Origin of the sequence: Enterobacter sp. N18-03635, from assembly GCF_004006055.1 — a bacterium.
Taxonomy (GTDB): Bacteria; Pseudomonadota; Gammaproteobacteria; order Enterobacterales; family Enterobacteriaceae; genus Enterobacter; species Enterobacter vonholyi.
The window spans coordinates 2,337,853-2,356,008 of record NZ_CP034769.1; the positions used below are offsets into that span (position 1 = coordinate 2,337,853).

The 18,156-nt window shown below is 56.4% G+C and carries 16 protein-coding genes; 10 read left to right on the forward strand and 6 right to left on the reverse strand.

Translation table 11 applies throughout. The features are described from left to right. Position 1 precedes the first annotated feature (1 nt). Both araJ and ELK40_RS11870 read right to left on the reverse strand, forming a co-directional pair. Positions 2 to 1,177 carry an MFS transporter AraJ gene (gene araJ / locus ELK40_RS11865; protein ID WP_127731013.1) on the reverse strand — a complete coding sequence of 392 codons (1,176 nt, stop codon included), beginning with the start codon at positions 1,175 to 1,177 and terminating at the stop codon, positions 2 to 4. Positions 1,178 to 1,365: 188 nt separating this feature from the next. Beyond that, positions 1,366 to 1,872: a YbjP/YqhG family protein gene (locus tag ELK40_RS11870; RefSeq protein WP_127731015.1), complete on the reverse strand. Its 507-nt coding sequence runs from the start codon at positions 1,870 to 1,872 to the stop codon at positions 1,366 to 1,368. A 338-nt stretch (positions 1,873 to 2,210) separates the two neighbouring features. On the opposite strand from ELK40_RS11870, the gene ppk2 reads away from it, so the two are divergent. Then, complete coding sequence (gene ppk2, locus ELK40_RS11875; RefSeq protein ID WP_127731017.1) at positions 2,211 to 3,029, forward strand: polyphosphate kinase 2; 819 nt, start codon at positions 2,211 to 2,213, stop codon at positions 3,027 to 3,029. 59 nt (positions 3,030 to 3,088) lie between these two features. Here ppk2 and fdnI read toward each other — a convergent pair whose 3' ends face one another. From fdnI to fdnG, 3 genes are read right to left on the reverse strand one after another with little or no spacing between them, the layout of a single operon-like run. Beyond that, positions 3,089 to 3,745, reverse strand: coding sequence for a formate dehydrogenase-N subunit gamma (gene fdnI, locus ELK40_RS11880; protein WP_032647378.1), 657 nt, complete (start codon positions 3,743 to 3,745; stop codon positions 3,089 to 3,091). After that, positions 3,738 to 4,622, reverse strand: a complete 885-nt coding sequence (fdxH, locus tag ELK40_RS11885) for a formate dehydrogenase subunit beta (RefSeq protein WP_127731019.1) — start codon at positions 4,620 to 4,622, stop codon at positions 3,738 to 3,740. The genes fdnI and fdxH overlap by 8 nt, the downstream gene beginning before the upstream one ends. A gap of 11 nt (positions 4,623 to 4,633) precedes the next feature. Further along, positions 4,634 to 7,681, reverse strand: a complete 3,048-nt coding sequence (fdnG, locus tag ELK40_RS11890; protein WP_127731021.1) for a formate dehydrogenase-N subunit alpha — start codon at positions 7,679 to 7,681, stop codon at positions 4,634 to 4,636. Between the two features lie 221 nt (positions 7,682 to 7,902). On the opposite strand from fdnG, the gene yddG reads away from it, so the two are divergent. Both yddG and ELK40_RS11900 read left to right on the forward strand, forming a co-directional pair. Next, positions 7,903 to 8,781 (forward strand): aromatic amino acid DMT transporter YddG, encoded by an 879-nt coding sequence (gene yddG / locus ELK40_RS11895; protein WP_115875195.1) that lies wholly within the window; start codon positions 7,903 to 7,905, stop codon positions 8,779 to 8,781. 630 nt (positions 8,782 to 9,411) lie between these two features. Next, positions 9,412 to 10,521, forward strand: coding sequence for a porin OmpC (locus ELK40_RS11900; RefSeq protein WP_115875197.1), 1,110 nt, complete (start codon positions 9,412 to 9,414; stop codon positions 10,519 to 10,521). A 54-nt stretch (positions 10,522 to 10,575) separates the two neighbouring features. Here ELK40_RS11900 and ELK40_RS11905 read toward each other — a convergent pair whose 3' ends face one another. Further along, the gene (locus tag ELK40_RS11905; protein ID WP_127731023.1) at positions 10,576 to 11,520 is read right to left on the reverse strand and encodes a LysR substrate-binding domain-containing protein; all 945 of its coding nucleotides are present in this window, start codon (positions 11,518 to 11,520) and stop codon (positions 10,576 to 10,578) included. Between the two features lie 170 nt (positions 11,521 to 11,690). Here ELK40_RS11905 and ELK40_RS11910 point away from each other — a divergent pair, with 170 nt between their 5' ends. From ELK40_RS11910 to ELK40_RS11940, 7 genes are read left to right on the forward strand one after another with little or no spacing between them, the layout of a single operon-like run. Next, on the forward strand, positions 11,691 to 12,641 hold the full coding sequence (locus tag ELK40_RS11910; protein ID WP_127731025.1) for a branched-chain amino acid ABC transporter permease: 951 nt from the start codon (positions 11,691 to 11,693) through the stop codon (positions 12,639 to 12,641). Positions 12,642 to 12,649: 8 nt separating this feature from the next. Beyond that, positions 12,650 to 13,756: an ABC transporter ATP-binding protein gene (locus tag ELK40_RS11915; protein WP_115875203.1), complete on the forward strand. Its 1,107-nt coding sequence runs from the start codon at positions 12,650 to 12,652 to the stop codon at positions 13,754 to 13,756. Next, positions 13,753 to 14,520, forward strand: coding sequence for an ABC transporter ATP-binding protein (locus ELK40_RS11920; RefSeq protein ID WP_127731027.1), 768 nt, complete (start codon positions 13,753 to 13,755; stop codon positions 14,518 to 14,520). Before ELK40_RS11915 ends, ELK40_RS11920 begins: the two co-directional genes overlap by 4 nt. Next, complete coding sequence (locus ELK40_RS11925; protein WP_127731029.1) at positions 14,513 to 15,232, forward strand: ABC transporter ATP-binding protein; 720 nt, start codon at positions 14,513 to 14,515, stop codon at positions 15,230 to 15,232. The genes ELK40_RS11920 and ELK40_RS11925 overlap by 8 nt, the downstream gene beginning before the upstream one ends. 28 nt (positions 15,233 to 15,260) lie before the next feature. Beyond that, positions 15,261 to 16,418, forward strand: coding sequence for a branched-chain amino acid ABC transporter substrate-binding protein (locus ELK40_RS11930; RefSeq protein WP_127731031.1), 1,158 nt, complete (start codon positions 15,261 to 15,263; stop codon positions 16,416 to 16,418). Between the two features lie 17 nt (positions 16,419 to 16,435). Then, a complete protein-coding gene (locus ELK40_RS11935) occupies positions 16,436 to 16,918 on the forward strand; it encodes an L-2-amino-thiazoline-4-carboxylic acid hydrolase (RefSeq protein ID WP_127731033.1) in 483 nt (160 codons plus the stop codon). Then, complete coding sequence (locus ELK40_RS11940) at positions 16,915 to 18,141, forward strand: Zn-dependent hydrolase (RefSeq protein ID WP_127731035.1); 1,227 nt, start codon at positions 16,915 to 16,917, stop codon at positions 18,139 to 18,141. Before ELK40_RS11935 ends, ELK40_RS11940 begins: the two co-directional genes overlap by 4 nt. Positions 18,142 to 18,156: the final 15 nt, after the last annotated feature.

Genomic DNA, 18,156 nt, shown 5'->3' on the forward strand with positions numbered 1-18,156 from the left:
ATCAGGCTAGCGCGCGAGCGTTAGCCTGAGCCCGTCTGGCCCGCAGGTAACCGTAGATCAACAGCGCGCTCATGGCCGAGAACGAGAGTATCGCCGCAGGCAGCGTGACGTAGCGCCAGCTAAAGCCGAGGGTAATCATCATCCCGCCAAAATATGCCCCGATCGCGCTGCCGAGATTAAACGCCATCTGCCCGCCCGCGGCACCCAGCATCTCACCGCCCTTCGCATTTTGCAGAAGCAGAATTTGTAGCGGCGCAGAGAGCGCAAACAGCCCGGCACAACAGATAAAACCCATGACCAGCGAGGCCGTTTTCAGTTCGCCACAGGCGAAAAGCAGCAGCAGCGAGGCGACAATCACCATGTCGGTGGTCGCCGCAATGCGCAGCGGGCTAAAGCGTCCCGAGAGCTTGCCGCTCAACAGGTTGCCCAACACCATGCCAAGCCCCATCAGCATCATGATGGCCGTCATCACCCCTTCTGAAAAACCGGAGACGTTGACCATAAACGGCTTAACGAAGCTGAACCACGCGAACACACCGGCATTGCCAAACATGGTGGCGGCAAAAATCAGCCAGGGTTCTGGTTTTTTCAGAAAGTGGAACTGCTCGGTCAATTTAATTTCCGATGTGACGCGGATGTCCGGCACCCAGATCAGCACCGAGAGGATCACCAGCGCATCGAACAGGGCGATCAGGAAAAAGGTATAACGCCAGCTGAACTGATGCCCCAGCCAGGTGCCGAGCGGCACACCCACCAGGTTGGCGACGGTCATTCCGGCGATCATCCCGGCCACCGCGACCGTCACCTTCCCCGGCGGCGCGATTTTAGAAAGAATAATCGCCCCGACGCCGAAAATGGCGCCGTGCGGGAAACCGGAAATCAGGCGCCCGGTCGCCAGCCAGAAATATGACGTAGAAAACGTAAACAGAGCGTTCCCAACCGCGCACAGGGCAACCAGAAACAGCAGCGTAGTTTTTAAGGAGAACCTGCCTGAGAAAAGCGCCACAATCGGGGCGCCAATCACCACGCCGAAGGCGTAAAACGAGATCATATTCCCGGCGGAGGGAATCGAAATACCGGTGTCATGCGCCAGCTCGGTTAACACGCCCATAATGCCAAATTCAGCCATGCCAAGGCCAAATGTGCCAAGCGCCAGCGAAAATATTGTCTTTTTCATGCCTCAACCACGGGTTAATCACTCGCAGCGGGCATTATTGAATAATCTTGTATGGTGAGCCAGTTCAAATCAGATGGCTGACAGGTTAATCCATTAATTCAGGAGTTTTCTCCAACCGCGACACGGGGCAATGGAAAACAAAAAGCCCCGGCAGGCGTCAGGGCTTTAAAGGGTTTAAGGTCTGGCTTTTACGGTGTGCTTTCTGCCGCTGCTTTAGCGCGTGTAATCGCGCCAGCATTGAAAATTGGGTGCTCGTGATTGTTCGTTACGTCACGAACGCGGTAAATTTTCCATGCATCATCTTCACGACGAAGAAATACCTCAAGGTGAATGCTTCTCCCGTTACCCGCCCCTTCAATAACCTGGACTGCTTCACCGTTTAAAAATGGTCTGGCGTTTTCCACTCGTAACGCAGGTATCCATTCGCGAGAATAATCTTGGGTATACGTAAAATAGTCAGACTCTATTAACTCTTGTTCAGAGATTTCCTGAATGGTATTAATGCGAACAATCGTATCAGCAGAAACATATTTACGCAGTTCGTCGGCAGGATAAGGCCTGGTTTCATCGCTGCCGAATACGGAAAGATAGGATTTATAAAATGATTCAGTAGCGTCTTGTGCGCTACGTTCTTGATTGGCAGCCGAACTACATCCCACCAGCAACATAACGAATGATAACAATATCCTTTTCATCAGTGCATCCTCAGCACATTCACTATGAGAGCACCCCAGAGCGTGTGAAGGAGATAAGAGACCGCAGCGTCTTTATTCCAACTCATTCTTAGTTCCTTTAAGTAAATAAGAATGAAATTATCACATTAACCACATATAGAGCGCGGGATTAAATGTGCTGATTTTATTGCATCTGCATAGCGAAACAGGTGCTAAGCACCTTCGTTAATACCTCTGTATCTGCTTAAAAAAGTGTCGTGACATTAATTACCTAAAAACAATACGCATAATATCAGGTGGATTACACTTCATAGTGCGGCCTCGCTTTTTCCGCACCGGACAACCTGAGGATGACAATCATGGGAAGCAAAAAGAAAGCCCCTGTCGCTGTTGATGTCGTATCGAATGCACCGCTTAAGACCAAAGAGTATGAAAAAGAGCTCCGCCGCCTGCACGTCGAACTGGTTAAGCTCCAGCAGTGGGTCGTCGCCAAAGGGTTAAAAGTGTGTATTGTTTTTGAAGGACGCGATGGTGCAGGGAAAGGCGGCACCATTAAAGCGATCACCGAGCGCGTCAGCCCGCGCGTGTTTCGCGTTGTTGCGCTCCCTGCCCCGACGGAAAAGGAAAAAAGCCAGCTCTACTTCCAGCGCTATGTGCCGCATCTGCCTTCGGCTGGCGAAATCGTGATCTTCGATCGCAGCTGGTATAACCGCGCGGGCGTGGAACGGGTGATGGGGTTCTGCACGGAGGAACAGGCGGAGAAATTTTTGGACGGCGCGCCGGTTATGGAAAAAGCGATGGTCGATGCCGGAATTATCCTGCTGAAGTACTGGCTGGAGGTGACGCCGAAAGAGCAGGAGCGGCGCCTGCGCGACCGTATTAACGATGGTCGTAAAATCTGGAAGCTATCACCGATGGATATTAAATCCTTTAACCTGTGGGATGAGTATACCCTTGCGCGCGACGCCATGTTTGAAGCCACCGATACCGCCTGGGCGCCGTGGTTTGTGGCGCGTTCAGAGGATAAAAAACGCGTGCGACTGAACATTATTCCGCATCTGCTTTCGCAGATCCCGTATAAAGAAATTCACGTAGACAAGGTGGATTTACCGAAACGAAAAATCGGCAAAGTCAAACCCACAAAATACCCGTTCCGCTATGTGGAAGAGCGGTTCTGATTTAAAAGAATAGGCCCGCGCAAGCGCAGCGCCGCCGGGCAGAGCCGACGGCGCAGGTCTTACTTCAATCCTTCCGTGCTTTCCTGTTTCGCTTCCAGCCGTTCCACATCACGATACCAGCGCGGATGGTGTTTCTGCGCCCAGCGGCGGCTCACCTTCCCTTCAATCATCCCTTTGATTGACCCTTTTACCCAGAACGCCATATACATGTGGATCAGGATGGCATGAATCAGAATGATGGCAGACGTGGCGTGGATCAGCAGCGCGTAGCGCACCACCTGAATCGGGAAGTAGTGTGCAAAATACGGTCGCCAGATGATTACCCCGGTCACCAGCAGCACAAAAATCATGCTCATGATGGTCCAGAACATCATCTTTTGCCCGGCATTGTATTTCCCCACCTTCGCGACTTTGTGCTCGTTGCCCTTCAGGACTTCGACGATCCCTTTCACCCACGGGATATCCTGCTTGTCCGGGATGTTATGGTGGACGAATCGCACGAACATAAACATCAGCACCACGAAAATCAGCACGCCGAAGAACGGGTGCAGAATGCGCCCCATCTGCGGCGTACCGAAGGTTTCGGTCAACCACTGCAGCGTCGGGAAGAAGAACGAAATTCCCGACACCGCCACCAGGAAGAAGCAGATCACCACCGTCCAGTGACAGGCGCGATCGACAAATTTGGTGCGCACTATCATTTTCGACTTACTCATGGTGTTCCTCCTCGTCCTCGTCCACCTCTTTGTTTGGTCCGATACCGATGTAGTGATAGATCAGCCCGGCGAAGGTGGCGATAAAGCCCGCCGCGGAGAGCGGCTTGAGCGCCCCTTTCCACAGGTTAATGGAGGTATCGATCGCCGCATCCTTCGGCAAGTTGTGGTACAGCTCGGGCTGGTCGCTATGGTGCAGCACATACATCACGTGCGTACCGCCCACGCCCTGCGGGTTATAAATGCCCGCATTCTCGTAGCCGCGCGCTTTCAGCTTGTCCACTCGCGCCTGCGCCACGTCAAGCATCTCTTTTTTAGTGCCGAAGTGGATCGCCCCGGTCGGACAGGTTTTCACACAGGCAGGCTCCTGCCCGACGCTGACGCGGTCCACGCACAGGGTACATTTGTATACCCGGTTATCCTCTTTATTGAGGCGCGGGACATTAAACGGACAGCCCGCGATGCAGTAACCGCAGCCGATGCAGTTGTCCTGCTGGAAATCGACTATCCCGTTGGCGTACTGAATAATCGCGCCGGCAGACGGGCACGCCTTCAGGCAGCCCGGATCCTCGCAGTGCATGCAGCCGTCTTTGCGGATGAGCCACTCCAGCCTGCCGTTCTGGTCGGTTTCGCTAAAACGCATCACCGTCCAGGATTTGGCGCTCAGATCCGCCGGATTGTCGTAGACCCCAACGCAGTGCCCCACCTCGTCGCGGATGTCGTTCCACTCCGAGCACGCCACCTGGCAGGCCTTACAGCCCACGCAGGAGGAGACGTCGATAAGCTTGGCGACCTCTGCCTTGTAGTCCCGCGCGCGGGGCGCGGGCGTTATCGGGTTAGTCGCGGAGCGTTTGATAACGTCTTGTGTTTCCATCGCCATTGAATCGCTCCTTACGCTTTCTCGATGTTGACCAGAAACGCCTTGTACTCCGGCGTTTGCGAGTTGGAATCCCCAACGTTTGGCGTCAGGGTATTGGCGATGTAGCCTTTCTGCGCCACGCCTTCAAAGCCCCAGTGCAGCGGGATACCGACGGTTTCCACCTGCTGGCCGTGCACGTTCAGCGACTGCAGGCGGCGGGTGACCACCGCCACCGCGCGGATAAAGCCGCGCTTGCTGCTCACCTTCACGCGATCGCCGTTGGCAATGCCTTTCGCCTTCGCCAGCGTCTCGCTTATCTCCACAAACTGTTCCGGCTGCGCGATGGCGTTAAGCCGCGCGTGCTTGGTCCAGGTATGGAAATGCTCGGTCAGGCGGTAGGTCGTTCCCACGTACGGGAATTTGTCCTTTTTGCCGAGACGCAGCGCGTCGTCTTCGTAGATACGCACCACCGGGCTGGAGACCACGTTCGGGTGCAGCGGGTTGGTCCCCAGTGGCGTTTCCATCGGCTCGTAATGCTCCGGGAACGGCCCTTCCGCCAGCTTGTTGAGCGCAAACAGGCGTCCCAGCCCTTCCGGCTGCATGATAAACGGCCCGGTGCTGCTGCCCGGCGCGGCGGTGTTGTAGTCAGGGATATCGTTCCCCGTCCATTTCGCCCCGTTCCACTGGATCAGCATGCGTTTCGGATCCCACGGCTTGCCGTTAATATCCGCCGATGCACGGTTGTACAGCACGCGACGATTCAGCGGCCACGCCCATGCCCAGCCCAGGGTGTTGCCCAGACCTGACGGGTCAGCATTGTCGCGGTTGGCCATCTGGTTACCCTGCTCCGTCCAGCTGCCGGTGTAGATCCAGCAGGACGATGCCGTGGTGCCGTCATCGCGCAGCAGCGCAAAGCTGTTCAGCAGCTGGCCCTTTTTCGCCACCAGGTTGCCGCTCGGGTCATACAGATCCGCCAACGCCACGCCGTTGTTCTCTTTGGCGACTTCCTCTGACTCAGGACGATCGGGCTGCTTGTAGCTCCAGCTCATCTTCAGCAGCGGCTCCGCGCCTTTACCGCCTTCGGTGCGGTACATCTCGCGCAGGCGGTGGTAAATCCCGGCGAGGATCTCGCCGTCGTTACGCGCTTCGCCCGGTGCGTCCTGGCCTTTCCAGTGCCACTGCAGCCAGCGGCCGGAGTTGGCAATGGAGCCGTCCTCTTCCGCAAAGCAGGTGGACGGCAGGCGGAACACTTCGGTCTGAATCGACGCCGGATCGACATCGTTTGATTCCCCGTGGTTCTGCCAGAAGGTGGAGGTCTCGGTCACCAGCGGATCGATAACCACCATGTACTTCAGCTTGCTCAGGCTGCGAACGACTTTGTTCTTGTCCGGGAAGGAGGCCACCGGGTTGAAGCCCTGGCAGATATACCCCGTTACGTCGCCCTTATCCATCATGTTGAAATACTTGATGACGTCATAAGCCTGATCCCACTTCGGCAGCCACTCAAAGCCCCAGTCGTTCTCTTTCTGCGCCGCATCGCCGTAAAAGGATTTCATCAGGCTGACGTAGAACTTCGGATAGTTGCTCCAGTAGTTCACCTGATCCGGCAGCGTCGCTTTTGGCGTATTGGCCTCAAGATACGTTTGCAGATCCGTCTGCTTTTCAGACGGTAGCGTCAGGTAGCCCGGCAGGCTGGTCGAGAGCAGGCCGAGGTCGGTTAAGCCCTGAATATTGGAATGACCGCGCAGCGCGTTCACGCCGCCACCGGCCATCCCCATATTGCCGAGCAGCAGCTGGATCATCGCCATGGTGCGGATGTTCTGCGCGCCCACGGTGTGCTGCGTCCAGCCCAGCGCGTACAGGAACGTGGTAGTTCTGTCGGCGGCGCTGGTGGAGGCCAGCACTTCACACACCTTCAGGAAGTCCGCTTTCGGCGTGCCGCAGATGTTCTCCACGACGTCCGGCGTATAGCGGGAGACGTGCTGCTTCAGCAGGCTCCACACGCAGCGCGGATGTGTGAGCGTTTCATCGCGCATCGCATAGCCGTTTTCATCGAACTGATAGTTCCAGGACGTTTTATCGTACTGGCGTTTTTCGGCGTCATAGCCGCTAAACAGCCCGCCATCGAAGGCAAAATCATCCCGCACCAGCAGGTTCGCGTTGGTGTAGTGCTTAACGTATTCCACGTTGATTTTGTTGTTTTCGATCAGGTACAGCAGCACGCCGGACAGGAACGTAATGTCCGTACCGGAGCGGATCGGCGCATAGATATCGGCCACCGATGCCGTACGCGTAAAGCGCGGATCGACGACGATAAGCGTCGCATCGTTGTTGTTTTTCGCTTCCATCGCCCAGCGGAACCCCACCGGATGGGCTTCAGCGGCGTTACCGCCCATCACCACCACGACATTCGCGTTTTTGATATCAACCCAGTGGTTGGTCATCGCACCGCGACCAAATGTTGGAGCAAGACTTGCTACCGTTGGTCCGTGTCAGACGCGCGCCTGGTTGTCTACCGCCAGCATGCCGAGAGAGCGCACAAACTTTTGCGTCAGCATGCCGGTTTCATTACTGGCCGCAGAGGCACACAGCATCCCGGTGGAAAGCCAGCGGTTGACCGTTACGCCCTGCGCGTTCTTTTCAATAAAGTTGGCATCGCGGTCGGCTTTCATTAACGCTGCTATACGGGAGAAGGCCTCATCCCAGGAGATACGCTGCCATTTATCAGAACCCGGCGCGCGGTATTCCGGGTAGCGCAGGCGGTTTTCGCTGTGAACGTAGTCCAGCAGCCCCGCCCCTTTCGGGCATAACGCCCCGCGGCTCACCGGATGATCCGGATCCCCTTCAATGTGGTAAATCGCTTCTCTGGCGTTCTTCGCACCATCGCCCAGGCTATACATTAAAAGCCCACAACCCACGGAGCAGTATGTGCAGGTGTTACGGATCTCTTTCGCGCGCAGCAGCTTATAGTTGCGTGCCTGAGCCAGCGCCATTTTGGGGGCAAATCCCAGCATGGCTGCCGTTGTTCCGGCCATACCGCCCGCGCAGATTTTAAAAAATTGTCTGCGGCTGACGTCCATTGTTGTCCTCGTTATCTGAAAACATTTCGCGCCGCAAACTAACAGCAAAGCCCCTGATTTTTTTGCGTCAAATCAAGGTCATCTGCCTTCCCCCCCTTAATAGTCACCCCCGGAACATTTCATTACCCCTTTTTGATTAACGGTTTAATAGAATAATTCACGACAGCGACAGGCGTAATACGATACATTTTTCCTTTGATTTTTATTGCGATGACGAAGTAATGGACAGAAAGAGAGCAACGCTTATTGGGCTGGCGGCGATATTGTTATGGAGCACCATGGTCGGCCTTATTCGCAGCGTGAGTGAGGGGCTTGGGCCGGTAGGCGGTGCGGCGATGATCTACACCCTCAGCGGATTACTGTGTCTGGTGACGGTAGGATTTCCTGATCTCAGGCGGTTTTCACTCCGCTATCTTATTGCCGGCAGCGTTTTATTTGTCAGCTATGAAATATGTCTGGCGCTGTCGCTGGGCTATGCCGCAACGCGCGCTCAGGCGATTGAAGTGGGTATGGTGAATTACCTTTGGCCAAGCCTGACGATCGTATTTGCGATTTTGTTCAACGGGCAAAAGTCTACCCTGTGGGTGCTCCCCGGCCTGGTCATTTCGCTGCTGGGCGTCTGCTGGGTATTGGGCGGTGAAGAAGGGTTACATCTTGAGGAAATAACCCGCAATGTCGTTTCCAGCCCTCTGAGCTACGCGCTGGCGTTTGCCGGAGCCTTTATCTGGGCTGCCTATTGCACCGTCACCAGCAAATTTGCGAAAGGACAAAACGGTATTACCCTGTTTGTTTTGCTGACCGCGCTGAGCCTGTGGGTGAAATATTTTCTGAGCGATCAGCCCGAGATGGTGTTCACGCTTCCGGTGGTGGTTAAGCTCGTCATGTGCGGGATCGCGCTTGGGTTTGGTTACGCCGCATGGAATATTGGCATTCTGCACGGGAACGTCACGGTTCTGGCTGCCGTATCCTATTTTACCCCCGTGCTCTCTGCCGCGCTTGCCGCCGCGGTGCTAAGCTCTCCCCTTTCATTCTCGTTCTGGCAAGGGGCGCTGATGGTCTGCGCCGGGTCGTTGCTCTGCTGGTACGCAACAAGACAATAGCGCATCTCCAGCGGCCGGGTTAATTTCAACCCGGCAACATAATTAACATAAATTTAAAATGTGATCGCACCTCAGAATATTTATCATAATAATAGAGCGTCTGTTTAAGTTCGGTTTATATTGAGCGCCTTCTGTAAAGCCACCTGAAGCGAGTTGACGTAAACTGACAACCCAGTGAAATTAGTCAGTGATAAATATTAACGCTCTGTATAGCATTACATGCAATAATTCAGCCCTGGCAGCTTTAATGAAATATACGAAATAGACGTTGAAAAATTAAATCAACCCATTGTTTTTAAGGAGAAACAGGCGATATCATCCCCACCAAACCCTCGGAAATTGCGAAATTTAACGCAATAGACTAAAACCATCAGAAATTATCTTAAAAGCAATAATCCCACTGACTAAATAACCATTAATCGTATAAATTCCGGCCATATTGTTTGAATAATCGCCTTCTCGCACGATCGAGATCACACTAATTGAAATTATCTCTAATATTTTGAAACTTATTATTGAAATAAGACTACGAGATTCTTAAAAATAGCATGCCATTGACGAACAGCCTCGTTTAGAAATCGTTCACAGTGGTTCAGGAAATACTGAAAAAAATTATAAGGAATATTTAAGATGAAACTTAAATTAGTTGCAGTGGCAGTCACTTCCATGCTGGCAGCAGGCGTTGTTAATGCTGCCGAAATTTACAACAAAGACGGTAACAAGCTGGATCTGTACGGTAAAGTAACAGGTCTGCACTATTTCTCTGATGACGCTGGCGCAGATGGCGATAAAACCTACATGCGTATCGGCTTCAAGGGCGAAACCCAGGTTAACGATCGGCTGTCCGGCTACGGCCAGTGGGAATACCAGATTCAGGGTAACAAAGACGAAGGCGACAACCAGTCCTGGACCCGTGTGGCGTTTGCAGGTCTGAAGTTCGCGGAAGCAGGCTCCTTTGATTACGGTCGTAACTACGGCGTAATTTACGACGTGACTTCCTGGACCGACGTTCTGCCAGAATTCGGCGGTGACACCTACGGTGCCGACAACTTCCTGCAGTCTCGTGCTAACGGCGTTGCGACCTACCGTAACCAAGACTTCTTTGGTCTGGTTGACGGCCTGAACTTTGCTCTGCAGTACCAGGGCAAAAACGGCAGCGTAAGCGGTGAAAACACCAGCGGCCGCAGCCTGCTGAACCAGAACGGTGACGGCTACGGCGCGTCCCTGACTTACGATCTGGGCGAAGGCTTCAGCGTAGGTGGTGCAATGTCCTCTTCCCGTCGTACCGCTGACCAGAATGCGGCTGGCGTATACGGTGAAGGCGACCGCGCAGAAGTATACAGCGGTGGTGTGAAATACGACGCGAACAACATTTACCTCGCGGCACAGTACTCTCAGACCTATAACGCAACCCGCTTCGGTACCTCTAACGGTAATCGCAGCGACATCTACGGCTTTGCAAACAAGGCGCAAAACTTCGAAGTTGTGGCTCAGTATCAGTTCGACTTTGGCCTGCGTCCATCCATCGCCTACCTGCAGTCTAAAGGTAAAGACATCGAAAACTTCGGCGACCAGGATCTGGTTAAATACATCGATGTTGGCACGACCTACTATTTTAACAAAAACATGTCCACCTACGTGGATTACAAAATCAACCTGCTCGACGACAACCAGTTCACTCGCCAGGCAGGCATCGGTACCGACAACATCGTTGCGCTGGGTCTGACCTACCAGTTCTAAATCTTGTCTGTACAAAAGCCAGCTGCACAAGCTGGCTTTTTTTATCTCCCTCTTTTACCCGCCAGACGACTCACCACCCGCCGCCCGACGCAGCCAGTTTTGCAGCAGCTTGCCGTCTTCAGTCATCTCTGAGTCAGTACGCACGCAGAGGTAATAGTCGCGCCCGTCATCAATCGGCAGGTCAAATATCTTCACCAGTTCGCCGCTCTCAAGATAAGGCGCAATCAGCGGCTCACGCATTAACGCACACCCCAGACCAGCCTGAACGCCCGCCAGCGTCAGCAGACCATCCTCAAACATCGGACCGCTGCGGCGCACGGGGCGCTTCACCCCCTGCTGTACAAACCACTGCGCCCATGTGGTGCGCTCCTCATCGTGCAGCAGCGGCATTTGAAGCAGTTGCTCGGGCGTGTCGATATGGCCGTGAATGCGCAAAAACGCGCGGCTGCACACCGGGACCATCTGACCGGAAATCAGCTTTTCGCTTTGATAGCCCGCCCACTGCCCGTTGCCAAAACGAATCGACATATCCGACGCGTCGCTCAGATAGTTACGATGGTTGGCATACACCACGTTGATCTCGGTTTGCGGATTGGCGCGCATAAACGCAGGCAAACGTGGGATAAACCACCCCATACCAAAAAGTGGGATCAGGCTGATGGTGACCTGACGCGTTTGCGCCTGCTCCGCCAGGTGCTCCGTTGCCTGGCGCAACACGTTAAACGCCGCGCGGATAGAGCGGTAGTATTCCCGCCCGTGCTGGCTCAGCACCAGCCTGCGCCCCTGACGCTCCGTGAGCGGCATTTGCAGATACCCTTCAAGCACCCTGAGCTGATGGCTAACGGCCGACGGAGAGATGTCCAGCTCCTGCGCGGCCAGCGTGACGCTGCCCAGCCGGGCGATGGCCTCGAACGCACGTACGGCCCGAAGCGGCGGATCGTTTGCCAGTCGGCTTTCTGCATACGCCGTCAGGCTCGCCAATTGTTCTGTTTTATTCATATGTTGATTTCTTTAGGCTTTTCACCCAAAAACAGGAATTAACTATTTTCATATAAATCATAAAGATAAAACAATATTTATTTATCATAAGAAATAATAGATGCTTATTTTACAATTTAATTCATTTATTGGATGGTAGCCGCAGAACGAGCACTTTGCGGGTACGGACGTTGGATACACTCATACAACAACTGATCAACGGTGTGATGCTGGGCAGCATCTACGCGCTGATCGCGCTGGGCTATACCATGGTGTATGGCATCTTGCGCATTATTAACTTTGCTCACGGCGATATTCTGATGGTCGGTGCGCTCACCACGCTCTCCGCCATAAACGCCCTGAATACCACCTTTCCACACATGCCGCTGCTGTTGCAGCTTGGCGTTGCCCTGGTGATTGCCATGGCCGTTTGCGCCCTACTGGCAATGGCCGTGGAGCGCTTTGCCTACCGTCGACTGCGCAACGCACCGCGCCTGGCGCCGCTGATCTCGGGTATCGGCGTCTCCGTCCTGCTGCAAACCGTGGCGATGATTATCTGGACGCGCAACCCGCTGATGTTCCCGCAGATCCTGCCGATGGACCCTATCGCCGTCACGTCCGGCAGCGGAGCGCACCCGCCCGCCATCGTGACCGTTACCGGTATTGTCACCGTGGCGCTGGCGTTGGCTGTGATGACCGGGCTGTGGCTGCTGGTGGAATACACCCGTCTGGGCCGCGGCATGCGCGCCGTGGCGGAAAACCCGCGCGTGGCCACGCTGATGGGGGTTAACCCAAACGCCATTATTACCCTGACGTTTGCCATTGGCGGCGTGTTCGCCGCACTGGCAGGCGTAATGATGGCGAGCAACTACGGCAACGCCAGCTTCTCGATGGGCTTTTTGCCCGGGATCAAGGCCTTTACCGCCGCCGTGCTGGGGGGCATTGGCAACATTCGTGGCGCCATGATCGGCGGGATACTGCTCGGCATTATCGAAGCGCTGGGCGCGGGCTACCTGGGTGAACTGACCCACGGCGTATTTGGCAGCAACTATCAGGATGTCTTTGCCTTTATGGTGCTGATCCTGGTGCTGGTCTTCCGTCCGGCTGGCCTGCTGGGCGAGCGCGTGGCGCAAAGGGCGTAAGGAATACCATGACAACACTTCAACTCCAGACTCCGGCGACGACGCGCAAATTCTGGTCAGGCATGAGCCTGTTCTGCCTCGCGCTGCTGGTTGCGCCCGTGGTGGCCACGCAGCTTGGCGGCAACTACTGGGTGCGCGTTATCGACTTCGCCCTGCTCTACATCATGCTGGCTCTGGGGCTCAATATTGTGGTGGGCTATACCGGCCTGCTGGACATGGGCTTTATCGCCTTTTACGCGGTTGGCGCTTATCTCGCTGCGCTGATGGCCTCACCTCACCTGCTGGAGGTGTTTCCTGTTCTCGGCGTCTGGTTCCCGGACGGGCTGCACACCTCGTATCTGCTCATTATTCCGCTGGCTGCGCTCGTCGCTGCAGTCTGCGGCATTTTACTGGGAGCGCCCACGCTGAAGCTACGCGGAGACTACCTGGCGATAGTGACCCTTGGCTTCGGCGAAATTATCCGCATCCTGATGCGCAACCTCGACCGTCCTGTGAACATCACCAACGGCGCAAAGGGCATAACCGGAGTGGATACGCTGAACCTGTTCGGCCTGAAGTTTAGCGGCGTCTACCACTGGTTTGGTTTCAAAGTACCTGCCCTGTGGCTGTGGTACTACCTGCTGATGCTGGTGATTGTGGCGATTATTTTTGTCTGCCTGCGCCTGCAGCATTCCCGTATTGGTCGCGCCTGGCACGCTATCCGCGAGGATGAAGATGTGGCCCGCGCGATGGGCATCAACGTGCGTAACTATAAGCTGCTCGCCTTTGCGATGGGGGCCTCCTTTGGCGGCGTAGCGGGTGCGCTTTTCGGCGCGTTTCAGGGATTTGTCTCCCCGGAATCCTTCACGTTACAGGAATCCATTGCCGTACTGGCGATGGTGGTGCTGGGCGGTATGGGGCACATTCCGGGGGTGATCCTCGGCGCGGTACTGCTTACCGCCCTGCCGGAACTGCTGCGCAGCCAGGCAGCGCCGGTTCAGCAGGCGCTGTTCGGTACGGTGCTGATTGACCCGGAAGTGCTGCGTCAGCTGTTTTACGGTCTGGCACTGGTGCTGGTGATGCTGGTGCGCCCGTCCGGGATCTGGCCGGTACGCCACAAGGAGGCGAAAGCATGAGCCTGTTAACCGTACGCAACATGACAAAACGCTTCGGCGGCCTTACCGCCGTGGATGACGTTTCCATTACCGTGAACAAGGGCGAGATCTACGGCCTGATTGGTCCTAACGGGGCGGGAAAAACCACCTGTTTTAACCTGATCACCGGGCTTTATCCGGCGGACAGCGGCGAATTTTCCATTGCCGATAAGCCCTATTTTCCAAAGCACATTGAGAAAGTCACCGCCGCAGGAATTGCGCGCACCTTCCAGAACGTTCGCCTCTTCAACGAGATGTCGGTGCTGGAAAACGTGATGGTGGGCCGCCACGTGCGCACCCGTAACGGTCTGTGGGCCGCGCTGAGCCGCCACAAACGCGCTCGCGAGGAAGAAAAGCAGACCCGCGAACTGGCCTGGCACTGGCTGGAGTACACCGGCATTGCGCATTTCGCCCACTATCGCGCCTGCGATCTGGCCTATGGTCATCAGCGTCGCCTTGAGATCGCCCGCGCGCTGGCAACGGATCCGCTGCTGCTGGCGCTGGACGAGCCCGCCGCCGGGATGAACGCGGCGGAAAAAGTGGCGCTCGGCGAACTGCTCATCCGCATCCGCGATGACGGCAAAACCCTGCTGATGATTGAACATGACGTCAAGCTGGTGATGGGCATCTGCGATCGCCTGACGGTGCTTGATTACGGCAAAACGCTCGCCAGCGGCACGCCGGAGAGCGTGCGGCGCGACCCGGCAGTGATCGCCGCCTGGCTTGGAGGCAACGCACATGTCTGAATTGCTGAAGGTGGAACGTCTGGACGTGCATTACGGCGGAATTCAGGCCGTACGCGATGTCTCCTTTACCCTGCGCGAGGGCGAACAGGCTACGCTGATCGGCGCGAACGGCGCGGGGAAAAGCTCCACCGTGCGCGCCATTACCGGGCTGGAAAGCTTTAGCGGCAGTATTGAATTCAGCGGTAAAGCGGTGCGTAAACAGAGCCCGGAGACCCTGCTTCGCGACGGACTGGTGATGGTTCCTGAGGGCCGCGGGATCTTCTCCCGCATGACGGTACTGGAAAATCTGCAGATGGGCGCCTGGCTCAGGCGTGACACTGTCACCGTTAAGCGTGAGATGAACGAGGTGTTCGAGCGCTTCCCGCGCCTGGGCGAACGCCAGCATCAGCTTGCCGGTCTGCTGTCCGGCGGTGAGCAACAGCTGCTGGCCCTTAACCGCGCCCTGCTCAGCCGCCCGCGCCTGCTGATCCTCGACGAACCGTCGATGGGCCTTGCCCCGAAGATGGTCGAGAACATTTTTGCCGTCATCGCCGGGCTGCGCGAGCGCGGAGTCGCCCTGCTGCTCATCGAACAAAACGCCCGTCTCGCGCTGGAAGTCACCGACAGCGCGTGGGTGATGGACAGCGGCAGCATTGTTCATCATGGCGAATCGAAAGCGCTGCTCGATGACGACCAGATTGCACAGATTTATTTGGGTGAAATACCCGTTTAACAACACCAGCCAACATCAGGGAAATACCATGAAAACAGTAAAAATCAGTGCGCTCAGCGCCGCTATTCTGCTCGGTAGTTTTGCCTCCACGTCCGCGTGGGCCGCCGACGGTGAAACCGTGGTCATCGGTCTGGCGGGGCCGCTGACCGGCCCGTCTGCCCGTATCGGTAAAGATCTGGAGAACGGCGCGCAGCTGGCAATTGACGACATTAACAAGCAGCACCCGACCATCGGCGGCAAAGCGGTGACCTTCAAGCTGCAGTCCGAAGACGATCAGTCTGACCCGCGCACCGCCGTAGCCGTCGCACAGCGTCTGGTGGACAGCGGCGTGGCGGGCGTGGTCGGTCACTGGAACACCGGCACCAGCATTCCAGCGGCCCGCGTTTATCACGATGCGGGCATCGCGCAGGTGGCACCGGTCGCGACAGGTCACGCCTATACCAAACAGGGTTTTGACACCAGCTTCCGCGTAATGGGCCACGACGATGACGGCGGCCAGCTTGCCGGCCAGTACGCGGTGAATACCCTGAAAGCCAAACGCATTGCGGTGATCGACGACCGTACCGCATTCGGTCAGGGTCTGGCAGACCAGTTTATAAAATCGCTTGAAGCGCAGGGCGTGAAAATTGTCGATCGTCAGTACGTGGATGACAAAACGGTTGATTTCAGCGCCGTGCTGACCGCCATCCGCAGTAAAAACGCCGATCTGATCTTCTTCGGCGGCGTCGACAGCCAGGCCGCTCCGCTGGCCCGTCGCATCAAACAGCTGGGCATGAATGCCACGCTGATGGGCGCAGGCGGATTCGTCAGCCAGACGTTCCTGCAGCTGGCACAGAAAGAAGGAGAAGGCGTGGTCGCTCTGGAGCCGGGCCTGCCCGTTGACCAGATGCCGGGCGGCAAAGCGTTTGAACAGGCCTATCAGGCGCGCTACCACACCCATATCGAACTGCACGCCCCGTTCGCCTATGACGCCACCCGCGTGCTGGTTGCGGCGATGGAAAAAGCAAACTCCGTTGAGCCCTCAGACTATCTGCCAGCCCTGCGCGCCATCAGCTATTCCGGCGTCACCGGACAGATCGCATTTGATAAAGAAGGTAACCTGAAATCGCCGTCGTTCACGGTCTATAAGGTTGTCGACGGCAAATGGCAGCCGCAGACCGTGCTGGGTGGCACAAAAGCGAAGTAACGCAGCGAGGCAATGTGATGAGTGATAATAACGAGCTGGGCATTCTCGCCCGCCGCAAAATTGAAGCCGAAATTATTAAGCCAATTTATGAAATCCTGGTGCGCGAGATAGGGAAAGCCCGCGCCCAGGCGGTGATTGGCGAGGCTATCGAGCAGGCCGCAATTGACGCAGGCAAAGCGTTTGCCAGCAAAGAACCCAACGGCGCGGACGTAAAAAGCTTTATCGCCCTGCAGTATCTGTGGGAGAAAGATAATGCCCTGGAGGTCAAGGTGATCGACGCCGACGACCAGCAGTACAACTACAACGTCACCCGCTGTCGCTACGCGGAGATGTATCACGAGATGGGGCTGGGCGAGATTGGTCACCTGCTCTCCTGCGCGCGCGATGAAAAATTTATCGTTGGCTATGCGCCCGACGTAGAGCTAACCCGCACCACCACCATTATGCAGGGCGGCGCGTGCTGTGATTTCCGCTACCGCAGCAGTAAGGACAAGACATGATCCGCGTCAACGCCGAAAGGCTGTGGTCAACGCTTGAGATGATGGCGCAGATCGGCGGCACGCCCGCCGGTGGCGTCACCCGTCTGGCATTGAGCGAGGAAGATCGTATTGCGCGCAACCTGCTGCGCGACTGGGCGCTGGATGCCGGTTTTACCTGTGACGTCGACAGCATGGGCAATATGTTTATCCGTCGCGCCGGGAAAAACCCGCAGCTTGCCCCGGTCATGACCGGTTCGCACGTGGATACCCAGCCGCTGGGGGGGAACTACGACGGGGTTTACGGCGTGCTGGCCGGGCTGGAGCTGCTGCGAACCCTTAACGATAATAACGTTGAGACCGAGCGTGACGTTGTGCTGGTGAACTGGACTAACGAAGAAGGCGCGCGCTTTGCGCCAGCCATGCTCTCATCAGGGGTCTGGACGGGGCAATTTAGCGAAGCCTACGCCCATGCCCGCGCGGATAACGACGGTATCACCGTAGGTGAAGCGCTGGATAGCATCGGCTACCGGGGTGAAGCCCCTGCCCGCGCGTTTCCGGTTCACGCCTGCTACGAGCTGCACATCGAACAGGGCCCGATTCTGGAAGACGAAGGTTTGGATATCGGGCTCGTCCGCGCGGCCATGGGCCAGCGCTGGTTTACCCTGACGCTGGACGGATTTGCCGCCCACGCGGGCACCACGCCGATGCACAGCCGCCGCGACGCGCTGACCGCCTTCGCGGAGCTGGCGTTGAAGGTGGAAGAGATCGGCTATCGGCATGCGCCGGACGGACGTGCGACGATCGGTATGGCGCAGGTTACGCCAAACTCGCGCAACGTCGTGCCGTCTCGCGTGGTATGCAGCGTGGAGTTTCGCCATCCGGCGCAGGCGGCGCTGGAAGCCATGGAGGCGGCGCTGCATAAGGTGGCTGAAAGCCTGAGCCTGCGCGGCGTGGCGGCTACCGTTGAACGCATTTTTGACTACGCGCCCATCGCGTTTGATGCCGAATGCCTGGCGCGTTCGGAGAAGGCCGTGGCGGAACTGGGCTATTCGTCGAAACCGATGGTCTCGGGCGCGGGACACGACACCTGCTATGTCAGCAAAATTGCGCCCGCCAGCATGATCTTTATCCCCTGCGTGAAAGGCGTCAGCCATAACGAAGCGGAGAGGATCCTGCCAGAGTGGTCGGAAAAAGGGGCGAACGTGCTGCTGCACAGCGTTCTGTCCGCGGCCCTGGAGAGCTAGAACGGCGCGAAAGCA